Origin of the sequence: Polaromonas potterensis (assembly GCF_033446725.1) — a bacterium.
In the GTDB taxonomy this organism is placed as follows: Bacteria; Pseudomonadota; Gammaproteobacteria; order Burkholderiales; family Burkholderiaceae_C; genus Polaromonas.
On record NZ_JAWQLX010000007.1, the window covers coordinates 199,181 to 215,771 of the forward strand.

Below are 16,591 nucleotides of genomic sequence, written 5' to 3' on the forward strand. Positions count from 1 at the left end.
TGTTTCGGTGTTTCCGGGGCGCAGGATGATAGTCAGGACAGGGCGTTGAGGAAGGCCTGGGCTTTGCCTTTGAGCGAGCCGCTGGAATGTGCGAGCACTTCCTCGGCCAGCGAGCGGGCACCCTCGGTGTCACCAATCGCCCGGAACTCTTCCGCCAGCGCAAACTTGGTTTCCAGTGGGTCTTCCGGATTCGAGGGCGACGAGACGGTGACCACCTGGCTTTCGGTGCTCGGGCCGTCCAGATCCAGGGACAGGGCGCCCAGGTCAAACTCCAGCATGCCGCCTGAGGTATCCGGCAGGCTGCTGGCCGTTGAGATGGTCGGTTCGGTGCTGAAGTCCAGTCCGTCATCCAGCGGTGCGGGTTTGGTCGGAATCACCGCCGTTGGCAGGGTCAAGGTGGCAGAACTGAAGTCCAGGCCGTTGCCCATGGACTTGTGGGCCACGGCCGGGATGGCGATGGTGGGCTCGATATGTGCCACAGGCGTTGGGGCCGCGGGTTCGTCGTCCAGCGAGAAGTCCAGATCCAGGTCAAAGTCAAGCGCAGACGGAATCGGCTCAGGTGTCGGCTGCAAGTTTTGTGGCTGGGTTGACATGGAAAACGTCGCAGCGCTGGCGGCAGCTGCAATACCGGCGTTTGTGGACGCTGGTTGGCCGTCCGGCTGGTACAAGGGGTTGCTGGGGTCCAGCTCACGACCCATCTCCGCCATGTGCGCCCATTCGACACCATGGCCCTGGGTCAGGTTGAAGGCCTCGGCCGCCACGGTTTCAAAAGCCTTGGTATCGCGGCGTTTGGCGTAAATTTCCATCAGCTTGGCATGGATGGCCACGCGGGTGGGGCTGACGCGTATGGCTTCCTTGAGGATTTCCTCGGCCTGCAGGTCGCGCCCATAGGCGAGGTAAACATCGGCTTCGGCCACCGGGTCCACATCGCCGGCCGCATCGAGTTGGCTGGGCGAATACACCATGGAGGAACCGGTGACATTGGCGTCAGCGGCATCGTTGGTGTCTATGCGTTGGCCGCCGCTGGCGCCGAAGAAAGAGTCGGGCTGGAGTCGGCTTTCCAGGAAGGAGCTGTCCACCGAGACGGCATTTTTGCGCTGGCGGACCCGGTACAAACCGAGGGCGGCCAGCAAGACCAGCAAGCTGGCGCCGCCCGCCATGAGCAGCGGGTTGGCCATCAGTTCGTCGAGCAAGCTGGGTTCGGGTGGCGGCGGGGGTGCCACCACAACGGGTTTTTTGACAGGGGCAACCACTGGCGTTGGGGCGCTGGCGGGTGTGGCGGCTGCCACCACCGGTGCTGGATCAACGGCTGCGCTGGCGGCCGGGGGGACGGTTACAGCCGCGCTGCTGGCCGGTGCTGGTGGCGGCGTGGCGACCGCCAGTGCGCCTGGCGTGACCAGGGTCACACCCGGTGTCACCGGGCTGGCTGGCGCGGGCGCCGCAGCGACTGCCGGGCTGGCCGGCGTGCCGCTCAGCTTGTTCAGGTCGCTGATGTTTTTGGACAGTTCGGCCACGCGGGATGCAGCTTCTTTGGCCTGGCGCTCCTGCACGATTTTTTCTTCTGCGGCGGCCTTGCCTTGCACGGCGCCCTTGGACAGGGTCAGTTTGTCGGGTGTGGCGGCTGCCGGTGCTTTGTCTTCGACCTTTGCCTGGACTTTGCCGGCCGCCTGGCGATCAGCGCTGGCGACCTGGGTGGCTGGGGCGCCTTCGGCGAGTTTGCGACGGAATTCGTTGAAGTCCTTGCTCTGCGCAACAATGGTTTGTCGGGCTTCGCCGGCAGACACCGCGCCGGCTTGGTCGGCGCCCGGCACGTCCAGAACGGCACCGGCTTTGAGCCGGTTGATGTTGCCGCCTACAAAGGCCTCGGGGTTGCTGTTCAGCAGGGCCACCAGCATCTGGTCCAGCGAGACGTTGGCGGGTTTGTGTTGCGCGGCCAGTTTGCCGGCGGTATCACCGGCCTTGACCGTGACTTTTTGGCCGTCGGCGGCAGGCGTCTTGGCCGCAGGCGCGGCGCGTGGCGCCGGTGGCTTGATCGCAGCGACCGGGGCTTTGGCTTGCTGTGGCGCGGAATAAGGGGTGGCAACGGGCGCCGCAGGCAGGGCTGCGACGGGTGCCGCAGGCCGCGACACCATGGGTGCGGTCGGGGCCGGCATGGGCGCTGCGCTGGCCTGGCGCAGATTGGGCGGATCAAACAACATCGTGTAATCACGCACGACGCGCCCGGACGCCCAACGGGCTTCCAGAATCAAATCGACAAAAGGTTCGCTGACGGGCCTGTCACTGCTCAAGCGCAGGAAGGAGCGGCCATCGGGCCGGCGTTGCAGGCTGATCTGCACATTGGCCATGGCCGGGCTGAATTCCAGGCCTGCAGCCTTGAAGGCCTCGGCACTGGCCACGCTGGCGCGCAAGCTGGCGGCTTCTTCGGCGTTGATGTCGGCAATGTCGATTTCAGCCCGGAGAGGCTCACCGAGGGCGGACTGAACCGTGATCCGGCCCAGACCCAGGGCATGGGCGGGCAAGGTGGCGAGGCTGCCCAAGAGGGCAATGGCGGCGGCCACGGCACCCATGCGCCAGGGGCGGGGATGGTTCATGGGAATGGGAGCCTCCGTTGCTCGGTCTGCATTTAACTTTATTCTGCTGGTCCGCACAAAAACCTCAACGCTAATTTTCGACAAAACAACATTAACATCAAGGCATTAGGCTGACAAGCTAAGACAGCACTTAAGTTTTGACACGCCGGGTTAGCGCTGACTTACAACTTGGAGTTGTTGTCTGCCGGCAACGTCCAGGCACAACTTCTTACCAGCGGTACTGCCGCTGGTCTGGCTGTTCTGCAACCCAAAAATCAGCCGTTTCAGGCCTGCAGCAGAATGCGCAACATGCGCCGCAAGGGCTCGGCCGCACCCCACAACAACTGGTCGCCCACCGTGAAAGCGCCCAGGTAGTCGGGGCCCATGGCCAGCTTGCGCAGCCGGCCCACGGGAATCGTCATGGTGCCGGTCACGGCGACCGGGGTCAGGTCGGTGATGCTGGCTTCGCGCGTGTTGGGCACGACCTTGACCCAGTCGTTGTCGGCGGCGATCAAGGCTTCGATGTCGGCCAGCGGCACATCTTTTTTCAGCTTGAAGGTCAAGGCCTGGCTGTGGCAACGCATGGCGCCAATGCGCACGCAAAAGCCGTCCACCGGTGTTTCGGCGGTGCCGAAGCTTGCGCCCTGGCCCAGGATCTTGTTGGTTTCGGCGCCGCCTTTCCACTCTTCCTTGCTCATGCCATTGCCCAGGTCCTTGTCAATCCAGGGAATCAGGCTGCCGCCCAGCGGCACCCCGAAGTTGGCAGTTTCACTGGCGCTCAAGTGTTGTTGCTTGGCCAGGATGCGGCGGTCGATTTCCAGAATGGCGGATTTCGGGTCGTCCAGCAGGGACTTGACCTCGCTGTTGAGGGTGCCGAACTGGGTCAGCAGCTCGCGCATGTGTTGCGCGCCGCCGCCGGAAGCGGCCTGGTAAGTCATGCTGGTCATCCACTCGACCAGGCCGGCTTTGTACAGCGCACCCACACCCATCAACATGCAGCTGACGGTGCAGTTGCCGCCCACCCAGTTGTTGCCGCCTTTGGCCATGGCATTTTGGATGACAGGCAGGTTGACGGGGTCCAGGATGATGACGGCGTCGTCGTTCATGCGCAGGGTGGAGGCCGCGTCAATCCAGTGGCCTGTCCAGCCCGCGGCGCGCAGCTTGGGGAAGACTTCCGAGGTGTAGTCGCCGCCTTGCGCGGTGATGATGATGTCGCACTTCTTGAGGGCCGCTATGTCGAAGGCGTCTTTCAGCGTGGTTTCGTTCTTCGCCTGGGCCGGGGCTTTGCCGCCGGCATTGGAGGTCGAGAAGAAAACCGGTTCGATCAGCTCGAAGTCGCCTTCGGCCTGCATGCGGTCTATCAGCACCGAGCCGACCATGCCGCGCCAGCCGACGAGTCCTGTGAGATTGCCTGTGAGTTTCATGGGTGCCCTTCAAAAAGTACTAAAAAGTAGGCTTTTTCGGTCCGGCTCATCGAGCCAGCGGGCACGACGAACCAGGCTTGCTAGCCTTTAATGGTTGTCGTTTTGGTGATCTGGGTAAAAACCGGCGCCACACTTCCCGCGCGCAAGGCGGCGGGGCAGTGGATGAGTGCGGGGTTTTGACGCATAGGTGTTGATTGTAGCCAGGCTTGCCCTGGCGCGGGCATGGCCCCCGCAGCAAACCGCCGGAACCTCGGCGATTTGCTGCGAAAAAACGTCAGGCCAATGCTTTGACCACGGCATCGCCCATTTGCACCGTGCCGACTTTCGTCGTGCCTTCGCTGTAGATATCGGGCGTGCGCAGGCCTTGGGTCAACACGGCGTCCACGGCTTTTTCGATACGCGCGGCGGCGTCTAGCTGGTTCAGGCTGAAACGCAACATCATGGCCGCGCTCAGGATGGTGGCCAGCGGATTCGCCACGCCTTTGCCGGCGATGTCGGGTGCGCTGCCGTGGCTGGGTTCGTACAGGCCCTGGTTTTTGGTGTTCAGGCTGGCCGACGGCAACATGCCGATGGAGCCGGTCAACATGGCGGCTGCGTCGGACAGGATGTCGCCAAACATATTGCCGGTGACCACCACGTCGAACTTCTTGGGCGCCTTGACCAGTTGCATGGCGGCGTTGTCCACATACATGTGGTCCAGCGCGACGTCGGGGTATTCCTTGCCGACTTCCGAGACCACGTCCTTCCAGAACTGAAAGGTTTCCAGCACATTGGCCTTGTCCACGCTGGTCACACGTTTGCCGCGCTTGCGTGCCGCCTGGAAGGCGACATGGGCGATGCGTTCGATTTCCGGGCGCGAATAACGCATGGTGTCGAAGGCTTCTTCGGCGCCGGGAAAGTGCCCGTCAGTCGCAACACGGCGGCCGCGCGGCTGGCCGAAGTAGATGTCGCCGGTCAGCTCGCGGATGATCAAAATGTCCAGGCCGGACACCAGTTCACGTTTCAGGCTGGAGGCATCCACCAGCTGCGGGTAACAAATGGCCGGACGGAAGTTTGCGAACAGGCCCAGGTTTTTGCGCAGGCCCAGAATGGCCTGCTCAGGACGCAGCGGGCGGTCCAGGGTGTCGTATTTCCAGTCGCCGACGGCGCCGAACAGCACGGCTTCGGCGTCTTTGGCGAGTTGGAGCGTGGCGTCGGGCAGCGGATGGCCGTGGGCGTCGTAGGCGGCGCCGCCGACCAGGGCGGTCTCCATCTCAAACTTCAGGTCGAGGGCGTTCAGGACTTTGACCGCTTCGGCGACGATTTCGGTGCCGATGCCGTCACCCGGGAGAATTGCGATTTTCATGGTTTTACTATGGTTTTTGTAGCTGCTTGCGCCGGTGTATCAAGGGCTGCAGCCATTATTTGCTTAAATTTTCAGAGGTTTATGCACTCAGACGGTTGGCCAACCAGGGTTTGGTCGCCAGCCGTTCGGCTTCAAACGCCTTGATCTTGTCGCTTTGGCGCAAGGTCAGGCCGATGTCGTCGTAACCACCCAGCAGGCAAAACTTCTTGAAGGCCTGCACGTCGAAAGCAATTTCTTCGCCCTGGGGTTTGACGATGACCTGGCGCTCCAGGTCAATCGTCAGTTGGTAGCCCGGGAAAGCCAGCGCTTCGTCGAACAATTGGCCCACCTGCGCTTCGCTGAGCACGATGGGCAACAGACCGTTTTTGAAGCTGTTGTTGAAAAAAATGTCGGCGTAACTGGGCGCGATGATGGCGCGAAAACCGTATTGGTCCAAGGCCCAGGGCGCATGTTCGCGCGAGGAGCCACAGCCGAAGTTTTTGCGCGCCAGCAAAATCGAGGCGCCTTTGTAACGCGGCTGGTTCAGCACGAAGTCCGGATTCGGGCGGCGTGTGCTCGAGTCCTGGCCGGGAAAACCGGCGTCCAGGTAACGCCATTCGTCAAACAGGTTCACGCCAAAGCCGGTCTTTTTGATCGACTTGAGGAACTGCTTGGGGATGATCGCGTCGGTGTCGACGTTTTCGCGGTCCATGGGCGCGACCAGGCCTTTGTGTACGTTGAATTTTTGCATGGTGCGGCCTCTCAGGAAAATTTACGAATATCGACGAAATGCCCGTGCACGGCGGCAGCCGCAGCCATCGCCGGGCTGACCAAATGCGTGCGCCCGCCAGCGCCTTGCCGGCCTTCGAAGTTGCGGTTGCTGGTGGAGGCGCAACGTTCGCCCGGCTCCAGCCGGTCGGCGTTCATGGCCAGGCACATGGAGCAGCCGGGCTCGCGCCATTCAAAACCGGCGGCGACAAAAATCTTGTCCAGGCCTTCACGCTCGGCCTGTTCCTTGACCAGGCCGGAGCCGGGCACCACCATGGCGAGTTTGACGTTGCCGGCGACCTTCTGGCCGATTTTCTGGACCATGGCTGCGGCTTCACGCATGTCTTCGATGCGGCTGTTGGTGCAGGAGCCGATAAACACCTTGTCGATCATGATGTCGTTGATGGCCTTGCCGGGCTGCAGGCCCATGTAGGTCAACGCACGTTCGATGGCGTCGCGTTTGTTGGCGTCTTTTTCCTTGTCCGGATCGGGCACGCGGTCATCGATGGACAAGACCATTTCAGGCGAGGTGCCCCAGGTGACTTGCGGACGGATCTGGCTGGCGTCGAGTTGCACCACGGTGTCGAAGCTAGCATCGGCATCGGACTGCAGCGTGTTCCAGTACTGGACGGCCTGGTCCCACTCGACGCCTGTGGGTGCCAGCGGCCGGCCCTTGACGTAGCTTATGGTTTTCTGGTCCACGGCCACCAGGCCGGCGCGGGCGCCGGCTTCGATCGCCATGTTGCAGACCGTCATGCGGCCTTCCATGCTGAGGGCGCGAATCGCCGAGCCGCCGAATTCAATCGTGTAACCGGTGCCGCCCGCCGTGCCGATTTTGCCAATGATGGCCAGCACGATGTCCTTGCCGGTCAGGCCGGGGGCCAGCGTGCCGTCGACACGCACCAGCATGTTTTTGGCTTTTTTGGCGAGCAGGGTTTGCGTCGCCATCACGTGTTCAACCTCGCTGGTGCCTATGCCGTGCGCCAGCGCGCCAAAAGCACCGTGGGTCGAGGTGTGCGAGTCGCCGCAAACGACTGTCATGCCGGGCAGGGTGGCGCCGCTTTCGGGGCCAATCACATGCACGATGCCCTGGCGTTTGGACAGAAAGGGGAAGTAGGCGGCCGCGCCAAACTCGGCGATGTTGCTGTCCAGCGTGGTGATCTGTTCCTTGCTGACCAGGTCGGTGATGCCGTCGTAGCCCAGTTCCCAGCCGGTGGTGGGTGTGTTGTGGTCGGCGGTGGCGACGATGGAGCTGATACGCCAGACCTTGCGGCCGGCTTCGCGCAGGCCTTCAAAGGCTTGCGGGCTGGTGACTTCGTGCACCAGATGGCGGTCGATGTAAAGAATGGCTGTGCCATCTTCCTCGGTGTGGACGACATGTTCGTCCCAGATCTTGTCGTAAAGAGTGCGTGCCATGGTGTTTCCTTCGTGGTCTTTGATTTTAAGTGGGGGAGGTGGGTGCCGTAGCAACTGCACGGGCGGTGAGGTGATCCACCAGCAGGCGGGCGGTGACGGGCAGGCTGGAGAAGTCGCGTGCGACCAGCTCAATCCGCCGGGATGCCCAGGTATTGGTCAGGGCAATCGATTCGAGTTCGCCGACGCCGTGCATCAGCTCGAAAGCGCGTTGCGGCATCACACCGACACCCAGGCCGTTGTGGATCATGCGGCACATGGCGTCCAGGCCGGTGACATGGATGCGCAGCTTGATGGTGCGGCCGGCCAGCGCGGCGGCATCACGCATGGCGATGTAAATCGAGCTGTTGGAATGCAGGCCCACATGGTCGAACTCCAGGCTGTCTTCAAACGCGATGGCGTCTTGCGCGCCCAGCACATGGCCGCGCGGCACGATCAACACCAGCTGGTCCTGCCGGTAAGGCAGGGTTTGCAAGTCATCGCTGCCATCGGCGGTGTTGCAGATGCCGAGGTCGGCCGCGCCTTCCTGCACGGCACGCACGACTTCCGTGCTCAGGTGTTCTTCCAGGTCAATTTTGACCTCGGGGTGCTGGCGGATGAAAGCGCCCAGGTCTTCCGGCAAAAACTGCACGATGGCCGAAATGCTGGCGTGCACCCGCACATGGCCGCGTACGCCGTCGGCGTATTCGCTGAGTTCGCCCTGCATTTTTTCCAGGCTGAACAAGACCGAACGGGCATGGTGCAACAGGCTTTGGCCGGCGGGCGTCAAGTCGACGCCGCGGGTGTGGCGGTAAAGCAGCGGCGTGTCGAGTGCGGCTTCCAGGTCGGACAGGCGTTTGCTAACGGCCGAGGCCGCAATAAATTCGCGCTCCGCCGCCTTGCCTATGCTGCCGAGCTCACACACGGCGACAAACAGTTGCAGCGAGGTCAGGTCTATGCGGCGGGCGAAGTTGCGTTCGGAGATTTTCATGAAAAAGGCTTAAAGCCATCGCGTTTCACGATGAATCCCTATTTTGAATGCTTATTGATGGCCTTGTCATCGCGGTATGCGATGGGTGGCTTGCCCGGCGGCTGGGGCGGAGTTGGCCTTTTTCTGCAAACTTATAAGCCTTTTAGGCCTCTAGCCCAGAAGGGATGGGCGCAAGCAGCTATAAAAATAATAGCAAAAGAGCTAATCGATGATGTTGCCGGGGTCCAGCGCGCGGACCCGGGGATCGACGTTGTAGCCGCCGAACTCGGTGTAACGCAGCAGATGGCGCTCACATTGGGCGCAATGCCAGACCTCGCAGCGGTTGTAGGGGAAAAACTTGATCGCCACCGGCGCGTCGGGCGAGTCGTAGCGGCTGCCCTGGGGGTGTTTTTCTTCGAAGGTCGCCTCGTCCAGGGCCGGGTCGCACAGTGTGGCGACCAGGTTCATCTGACTGGCGTCCCAGCGGTATTCCGCCAGGCTTTCCCAGCCGGTGCAGGCGCCCAGGGCGCAATTGCAGGCGCGGGCTGGGGTGGGGCGCTTTATGGCCTGGCGTAATTCAGCGGCGGTTTCGAGGTGTTTCACGGGGCGGCTCCGGCGAACGAGGTGAACAGGGCGAACATAAAAAAGCCCGCCGGTGTTGCCACGGGCGGGCTTTGCTTATGCCAACAAGGCGATCAACAGATCAACGTGTGCTGAGCGGCTTCACGTCACGTGCGGTCGAGCCGGTGAACAGCTGGCGCGGGCGGCCGATCTTGTACTCAGGGTCGCTGATCATTTCGTTGAGCTGGGCGATCCAGCCCACGGTGCGGGCCAGCGCGAAGACGGCCGTGAACAGAGGCACGGGAATGCCGATGGCGCGCTGCACGATGCCGGAGTAGAAGTCCACGTTGGGGTAGAGCTTGCGCGAGACGAAATAGTCGTCTTCCAGTGCAATCTTTTCGACTTCCTTGGCCAGCTTGAACAGCGGGTCGTTTTCCAGACCGAGTTCGGCCAGCACTTCGTTGCAGGTTTCCTGCATGAGTTTGGCGCGCGGGTCGTAGTTCTTGTAGACGCGGTGGCCAAAACCCATGAGTTTCACGCCGGACGACTTGTCCTTGACCTTTTCCATGAACTCGCCGACCTTGCTGATGCCGCCCTGGCGCTGGATGTCTTCCAGCATGTTCAGGCAGGCTTCGTTGGCGCCGCCGTGGGCCGGGCCCCAGAGGCAGGCCACACCGGCTGCAATCGCAGCAAACGGGTTGGTGCCGGACGAACCGCACAGGCGCACGGTGGAGGTCGAGGCGTTTTGCTCGTGGTCGGCGTGCAGGATGAAGATGCGGTCCATGGCGCGTTCCAGCACCGGGTTGACCTTGTATTCTTCGCAAGGCGTCGCAAACATCATGTGCAGGAAGTTGCCGGCGTAGCTCAGGTCGTTCTTCGGGTACATGTAGGGCTGGCCCACGGTGTACTTGTAGGCCATGGCGACCAGGGTGGGCATTTTGGCGATCAGGCGGATCGCCGAGATGTCGCGGTGCTCGGGATTCGTGATGTCGGTGCTGTCATGGTAGAAGGCCGACAGGGCGCCGACCAGGCCGGTCATGATGGCCATCGGGTGTGCATCACGGCGGAAACCACGCAGGAAAAATTGCATCTGCTCGTTGACCATGGTGTGGTTGGTCACGCGGGCGGTGAAATCCTTCTTCTGCTCGCCATTGGGCAGCTCTCCGTAGAGCAGCAGGTGGCAGGTCTCCATGAAGTCGCAGTTGGTGGCCAACTGCTCGATCGGGTAGCCGCGGTACAGCAACTCGCCCTTGTCACCGTCGATGTAGGTGATGGCGGACTGGCACGATGCGGTCGACAGAAAGCCCGGATCGTAGGTGAACATGCCGGTCTGGGCATACAGCTTGCGGATATCGACCACGTCGGGACCGACGTTGCCGTGGTACACCGGCAAATCGACACTGGGGCTGCCGTTGCTGAAGGTGAGGGTGGCTTTGTTGTCAGCGAGTTTCATTTCTACTTTCTTTCTACGTCAATTCAATGAAGGGCAGTCACCGGGCAAGTGACGGAACCCGCATCATGGTTAACACTTCCAGCGCTTCAGGGGTTGAAGCACTGGCGTCGGAAATTTCACCGGGCTCTTTACGTTTTAGCAGCAAGTCCAGCAGGTCGTTGTCAGACAAATCCATCAGATCGCTGAGGCCTTTTGCAAGCCTGACGGTGAGGGTGGATTCGTATTTGAGGAAGAACTTTTCGACGAACAAATCGTTCTCCAGCAAACCGCGGCGGCAACGCCACTTGAGTTTGCTCAGGGCGCGTTCGTCGAGCAGAGGGGATACCTCTGTGTCAAGCGAGGGTACGACGCCATTTTCCGACGGGCCGCCCCTAGGAAAATGCGCCCCCTCGGGGGGCAGCGTGGTACACGCAGTGACAAGCGTGGGGGCCATATTTAGACAGTCCGCAGGACCATCATTTCCTTGATCTTGCCGATGGCCTTGCTGGGGTTCAGACCCTTGGGGCAGACATCGACGCAGTTCATGATGGTGTGGCAGCGGAACAGGCGGTAAGGGTCTTCCAGGTTGTCCAGGCGCTCGGCCGTGGCTTCATCGCGGCTGTCGGCGATAAAACGGTAGGCTTGCAGCAGGCCGGCCGGGCCGACAAACTTGTCCGGGTTCCACCAGAAGCTGGGGCAGGAGGTGGAGCAGCTGGCGCACAAAATGCACTCGTACAAGCCGTTGAGCTCGTCGCGCTCTTCCGGGCTTTGCAGGCGCTCTTTTTCGGGCGGCACATTGTCGTTGATCAAATAAGGCTTGATCGAGTTGTACTGCTTGAAGAAGTCGGTCATGTCGACGATCAAATCGCGCACGACCGGTAGGCCGGGCAGCGGCTTGAGCACGATGGTGCCCTTGAGCGTGTTCATGTTGGTCAGGCAGGCCAGGCCGTTCTTGCCATTAATGTTCATGGCGTCCGAGCCGCAAACACCTTCGCGGCAGGAGCGGCGAAAGCTGATGGATGGGTCCTGCGCCTTGAGTTTCATCAAGGCGTCCAGCAACATGCGTTCGTGGCCATCGAGTTCAACCTCGATGGTTTGCATGTAAGGCTTGGCGTCGGTATCCGGGTCGTAGCGGTAAATCTGGAAGGTACGTTTGGTCATGTGGGTTCTCGCTTCTTGTTCGTCGCAGGGCCGGGTTTAGAACGTGCGCGTTTTCAGCGGAACGGACTCGACCGTCAGCGGTTTCATCTGCACGGGCTTGTAAGCCAGGCGGTTGCCTTCGCTGTACCACAGGGTATGTTTGTGCCAGTCGGTGTCGTTGCGGCCGTTCGGATGTTCAGGCGTATCGCCGTAATCGTCCACAGAGTGCGCGCCGCGGCTTTCCTTGCGGGCGGCAGCCGACACGATGGTCGCTTGCGCGGCCTCGATCAGGTTCTCAACTTCGAGTGCTTCGATGCGGGCGGTGTTGAAGATCTTGGACTTGTCCTTCAGGCCAATGCTGGCCACGCGTGCGCGCATGGCGGCGATCTTGGCCACGCCTTCGTCCAGGATGGCCTGGGTGCGGAACACACCGGCGTGCTGCTGCATGGCCGCGCGGATGTCGTTGGCCACGTCCTGGGCGTATTCGCCGTCGGTGGCGTTGTCCAGGCGGGCGATACGCGCCAGCGTGGCGTCGGCCGCGTCGGCGGGCAGGGGCTTGTGCGTCGGGTTGGTTTTGTTGAATTCAACAATGTGGTTGCCGGCGGCCTTGCCGAAGACCAGCAAGTCCAGCAGCGAGTTGGTGCCCAGGCGGTTGGCGCCGTGCACCGACACGCAGGAGCATTCACCCACCGCGTACAGGCCGTTGACGACTTCGCTCTTGTTATCGGCGTTTTGTGTGACCACCTGGCCGTGGATGTTGGTCGGAATGCCGCCCATCTGGTAATGGATGGTGGGCACCACGGGAATGGCTTCCTTGGTGATGTCCACGTTGGCAAAGTTGTGACCGATTTCCAGCACCGAAGGCAGGCGCTTGGCGATCGCGTCCACGCCCAAATGGGTCATGTCCAGCAGGATGTAGTCCTTGTTCGGACCGCAACCACGGCCTTCCTTGATTTCCTGGTCCATGGAGCGCGACACAAAGTCACGGGGGGCCAGGTCTTTCAGGGTGGGCGCATAACGCTCCATGAAACGTTCGCCATTGCTGTTGCGCAAAATCGCGCCTTCGCCGCGGCAGCCTTCGGTCAACAACACGCCCGCGCCGGCCACGCCGGTGGGGTGAAACTGCCAGAATTCCATGTCTTCCAGGGGGATGCCGGCACGTGCCGCCATGCCCAGGCCGTCGCCGGTGTTGATGAAGGCGTTGGTGGATGCGGCGAAGATTCGACCGGCACCGCCGGTGGCCAGCATGGTGGTCTTGGCTTCGAAGATGTGAACGTCGCCGGTTTCCATTTCGATGGCGGTGACGCCAACCACGTCGCCAGCGGCGTCGCGAATCAGGTCCAGAGCCATCCATTCGACGAAGAAGCTGGTTTTTTCCTTGACGTTTTGCTGGTACAGCGTGTGCAGCATGGCATGACCGGTGCGGTCAGCGGCGGCGCAAGCGCGCTGCACCGGCTTTTCGCCGTAGTTGGCGGTGTGGCCGCCAAAGGGGCGCTGGTAAATCGTGCCATCGGCGTTGCGGTCAAACGGCATGCCCATGTGTTCCAGGTCATAGACGACCTTGGGCGCTTCACGGCACATGTATTCGATCGCGTCCTGGTCGCCGAGCCAGTCGGAACCCTTGACGGTGTCGTAAAAATGGTAGTGCCAGTTGTCCTCGGACATGTTGCCGAGCGAGGCGCCGATGCCGCCCTGGGCCGCGACGGTGTGCGAACGGGTCGGGAAGACCTTGGACAACACAGCGACATTCAGGCCGGCGCGGGCCAGTTGCAGCGAGGCGCGCATGCCGGAGCCGCCGGCCCCGACGATCACCACGTCAAATTTTCGTTTGGGAAGCTTGGAAGTTGCAGTCATGATTGTTTTTACAGTCGGTCGTCAGAGGTGTGGACTAGAGGGCTCAGAAGCGCCACAGGACTTGAATGGCCCAGCCGGCGCAAGCGACCAGCCACACGATGGTGAACACTTCCAGCAGCAGGCGCAGCCAGACGGGCTTGACGTAGTCCATCCAGACGTCGCGCATGCCGACCCAGACGTGGTACAGCAGGGCGATGATGACCACAAAGGTCAAAACCTTCATCCACTGCGCCGAGAAAATGCCGGCCCACTGGTCGTAGCCGATGGGGCCGCTGGTGAAAATCACCTGGCCCAGCAGCAAGACGGTAAAGAGGGCCATCAAGGCCGCGGTGATGCGCTGGCTGAGCCAGTCGCGCAGGCCGTAGTGGGCGCCGACAACCAGGCGTTTGGAGCCGTAATTCACAGACATGGGATGCTCCTTCTTATTAGTAGAGGCCAAACAGCTTGGCGCCCAGCACCAGCGTCAAGGCGATGCTGAGGGCCAGCGTGAGCAAGGCGGTGGTTTTGCCGAACTGGTTGCTCAGCGTGTGGGTCACGTCCATATAAAGATGGCGCAGACCGGCGATGAAGTGGTGCAGGTAGGCCCAGATCAGCGCCAGGACGACCAGTTTCCAGACAAATCCCGGCAAACCCAACATGCCGACATTGAAAGCGGCCTTGAAACGTTCGAATGAAATTTCGGAAGAAATTGAGGTATCAAACATCCAGATGATGAAGGGCATCAGCAGGAACATGATGGCGCCGCTGGCGCGGTGCAGGATGGAAACCCAGGCCGCCGGTGTCATGCGGTAGGTCGTCAGGTCTGTAAAGGCGTTGATATTGCGGAATTCAGGCCGCTTGGGACGCTGTTTGGAGGCCAGCTCTGTCATTGTTAGGCTTTCGTGGGAGGTCTGGTAACTGGTTGGTAACTGCCAGGCAATTACAACGAAGAACATGCAAATTCTATTGCAACGCAACAAGCCTACGTGCAAACCCTTGGTCTTGCTTGATGAAAGCCATCAACTAAGCTCGTTTTTGTAGTGGTGAGTGTCGGTTTTATACAGGCCGCGGCGCAATTCCATGGGGGTGTCGTTGTAGGTGAACGCGGTGCGTTCCACGCTCAACAGCGGCGTGCCGGTGGCGACATCCAGCAGTTGTGCCGCCGCGGCATCGGCCGCAACGGCCCGGATTTTTTCCTCGGCCCGCACCATGCGCACGCCGAATTCGGTTTCAAACAGGGCGTACATCGGTCCGCGGTAGTCCGCCAGCCGGTCCGCCGTCAGGCCTTTGAACGGGCCGCCCGGCAACCACAGGTCTTCCAGAATCGTCGGTGCGCCCTGAAAGGACAAGACGCGGCGCACTTGCAGCACTGCATCGCCGCTGCGCAAGGCCAGCGCCCGGGCAATGTCGGCCGGTGCGCGCAGCCGTTTGCAGTCGATGATCTGGCGTTCGGCCGGTCCTTCGCTGCTGGCGTCGCCGCTTTCCGGCATCAGGCGCAAAAAGCGGTATTGCACATGGTGTTCGGCGTGGGTGGCGACAAACGTGCCCTTTCCTTGGCGGCGGACCACCAGGTTTTCGGCGGCCAATTCGTCGATGGCCTTGCGCACCGTGCCCTGGCTGACGCGAAAACGTGCGGCCAGGTCCATTTCGCTGGGAATCATTTCGCCCGGTTTCCACTCGCCGGCCTGCAGGCTTTGCAGGATCAGCGACTTGATCTGCTGGTACAGCGGGCTGAAAGCCGGCGCAATCGTGCCCGCCTCGGCAGGGATGGCGCTAGGGTCTGGCAGGGGGCTGGTGTGGGTCGCCATGGAATGCACTCGGATTAGGTGTGAATCATATCTTATATAAGACATAAGACAAATTGACGCCTCAGGGTTTTCGAGCGTAAAATCTTGGGCTGAGTTGAACGCAAAGCTGGCCCCGGTGTGACGCAGTTCACATGTGTTTCCAGGTGACTCCAGCCGCGCAAGCTACCTCATTCTTATCCCTATCACCGATTTAAACCTTCCTGGAGTCATCAATCATGAGCAAAAAACCCGTCCGTGTTGCCGTTACAGGGGCCGCTGGTCAAATCGGTTACGCCTTGCTGTTCCGCATCGCTTCCGGCGAAATGCTGGGCAAAGACCAGCCCGTCATCCTGCAATTGCTGGAAGTGCCGGTTGAAGGCCCGCAAAAAGCGCTCAAGGGCGTGATGATGGAACTCGACGATTGCGCTTTCCCGCTGCTCGTGGAAATGACAGCGCATGGCGACCCGATGACCGCCTTCAAGGATGCCGACTACGCGCTGCTGGTTGGCTCGCGTCCGCGTGGCCCTGGCATGGAACGTGCCGAATTGCTGGCCGTCAATGGCGCCATTTTCACGGCACAAGGCAAGGCCCTGAACGCTGTCGCCAGCCGCAACGTCAAGGTGCTGGTGGTCGGCAACCCGGCCAACACCAACGCCTACATCGCCATGAAGTCGGCACCTGATCTGCCACGCAAGAATTTCACCGCCATGCTGCGCCTGGACCACAACCGCGCTGCCAGCCAGCTTGCCGCCAAAACCGGCAAGGCCGTGGCCGACATCGAAAAACTCACGGTCTGGGGCAACCACTCGCCCACGATGTACGCCGACTACCGTTTCGCCACCATCAATGGCGAAAGCGTCGCCACGATGATCAACGACCAGGAATGGAACGCCAACACCTTCCTGCCCACCGTCGGCAAACGCGGCGCGGCCATCATCGAAGCCCGCGGGTCCTCGTCGGCCGCGTCGGCTGCCAACGCCGCCATTGACCACATGCGCGACTGGGCCCTGGGCACCAACGGCAAGTGGGTCACCATGGGTATTCCGTCGGACGGCCAGTACGGCATTCCGAAAGACACCATGTTCGGTTTCCCCGTGACCTGCGAAGGCGGCGAATACAAGCTGGTCGACGGCCTGGCGATTGATGCTTTCTCGCAAGAACGTATCAACAAGACCCTGGAAGAGTTGCAGGGCGAGCAGGCCGGCGTTGCCCACTTGCTCTAAAGCAGTGAACATAGTGCGTCGCGCCGGGCCGCCCCAAGCAAGCACAGCCCCCTCGGGGGGCAGCGCATTACACGAAGTGAAAAGCGTGGGAGCACCTAATCTCCGCGCCGGGCCGCCCCAAGCAAGCACAGCCCCCTCGGGGGGCAGCGCAGCACACGCAGTGGCAA

The 16,591-nt window shown here is 61.4% G+C and carries 15 protein-coding genes; 1 reads left to right on the top strand and 14 read right to left on the bottom strand.

Features of this window, described 5'->3' with window-relative positions:
- Nucleotides 1–32: 32 nt before the first annotated feature.
- From R6254_RS14430 to R6254_RS14495, 14 genes are all read right to left on the bottom strand, one after another.
- Nucleotides 33–2,591, bottom strand: coding sequence for a FimV/HubP family polar landmark protein (locus R6254_RS14430; protein WP_318407789.1), 2,559 nt, complete (start codon nt 2,589–2,591; stop codon nt 33–35).
- Nucleotides 2,592–2,854: 263 nt separating this feature from the next.
- Nucleotides 2,855–3,994, bottom strand: a complete 1,140-nt coding sequence (asd, locus tag R6254_RS14435) for an aspartate-semialdehyde dehydrogenase (protein ID WP_318407790.1) — start codon at nt 3,992–3,994, stop codon at nt 2,855–2,857.
- 274 nt (nt 3,995–4,268) lie between these two features.
- Complete coding sequence (leuB, locus tag R6254_RS14440) at nt 4,269–5,339, bottom strand: 3-isopropylmalate dehydrogenase (RefSeq protein WP_318407791.1); 1,071 nt, start codon at nt 5,337–5,339, stop codon at nt 4,269–4,271.
- A gap of 79 nt (nt 5,340–5,418) precedes the next feature.
- Nucleotides 5,419–6,069: a 3-isopropylmalate dehydratase small subunit gene (gene leuD / locus R6254_RS14445; protein ID WP_318407793.1), complete on the bottom strand. Its 651-nt coding sequence runs from the start codon at nt 6,067–6,069 to the stop codon at nt 5,419–5,421.
- Nucleotides 6,070–6,080: 11 nt separating this feature from the next.
- A complete protein-coding gene (gene leuC, locus R6254_RS14450; protein ID WP_318407794.1) occupies nt 6,081–7,502 on the bottom strand; it encodes a 3-isopropylmalate dehydratase large subunit in 1,422 nt (473 codons plus the stop codon).
- A gap of 25 nt (nt 7,503–7,527) precedes the next feature.
- Nucleotides 7,528–8,469 carry a LysR family transcriptional regulator gene (locus R6254_RS14455; RefSeq protein ID WP_318407795.1) on the bottom strand — a complete coding sequence of 314 codons (942 nt, stop codon included), beginning with the start codon at nt 8,467–8,469 and terminating at the stop codon, nt 7,528–7,530.
- A gap of 201 nt (nt 8,470–8,670) precedes the next feature.
- A complete protein-coding gene (locus R6254_RS14460; protein WP_318407796.1) occupies nt 8,671–9,051 on the bottom strand; it encodes a hypothetical protein in 381 nt (126 codons plus the stop codon).
- Between the two features lie 100 nt (nt 9,052–9,151).
- Entirely contained in the window at nt 9,152–10,462 is a 1,311-nt protein-coding gene (locus R6254_RS14465; protein WP_318407797.1) for a citrate synthase, read from the bottom strand.
- A 37-nt stretch (nt 10,463–10,499) separates the two neighbouring features.
- Complete coding sequence (locus R6254_RS14470) at nt 10,500–10,778, bottom strand: FAD assembly factor SdhE (RefSeq protein WP_318407888.1); 279 nt, start codon at nt 10,776–10,778, stop codon at nt 10,500–10,502.
- A 119-nt stretch (nt 10,779–10,897) separates the two neighbouring features.
- Complete coding sequence (locus R6254_RS14475; protein WP_318407799.1) at nt 10,898–11,602, bottom strand: succinate dehydrogenase iron-sulfur subunit; 705 nt, start codon at nt 11,600–11,602, stop codon at nt 10,898–10,900.
- 36 nt (nt 11,603–11,638) lie between these two features.
- Nucleotides 11,639–13,435, bottom strand: a complete 1,797-nt coding sequence (sdhA, locus tag R6254_RS14480) for a succinate dehydrogenase flavoprotein subunit (RefSeq protein ID WP_318407801.1) — start codon at nt 13,433–13,435, stop codon at nt 11,639–11,641.
- Between the two features lie 43 nt (nt 13,436–13,478).
- Nucleotides 13,479–13,844: a succinate dehydrogenase, hydrophobic membrane anchor protein gene (gene sdhD, locus R6254_RS14485; RefSeq protein WP_318407803.1), complete on the bottom strand. Its 366-nt coding sequence runs from the start codon at nt 13,842–13,844 to the stop codon at nt 13,479–13,481.
- Between the two features lie 16 nt (nt 13,845–13,860).
- Nucleotides 13,861–14,304 (bottom strand): succinate dehydrogenase, cytochrome b556 subunit, encoded by a 444-nt coding sequence (gene sdhC / locus R6254_RS14490; protein ID WP_318407805.1) that lies wholly within the window; start codon nt 14,302–14,304, stop codon nt 13,861–13,863.
- Nucleotides 14,305–14,433: 129 nt separating this feature from the next.
- Entirely contained in the window at nt 14,434–15,222 is a 789-nt protein-coding gene (locus R6254_RS14495) for a GntR family transcriptional regulator (RefSeq protein WP_318407806.1), read from the bottom strand.
- 215 nt (nt 15,223–15,437) lie between these two features.
- On the opposite strand from R6254_RS14495, the gene R6254_RS14500 reads away from it, so the two are divergent.
- Nucleotides 15,438–16,424: a malate dehydrogenase gene (locus tag R6254_RS14500; RefSeq protein WP_318407807.1), complete on the top strand. Its 987-nt coding sequence runs from the start codon at nt 15,438–15,440 to the stop codon at nt 16,422–16,424.
- The last annotated feature ends 167 nt before the right edge of the window (nt 16,425–16,591 follow it).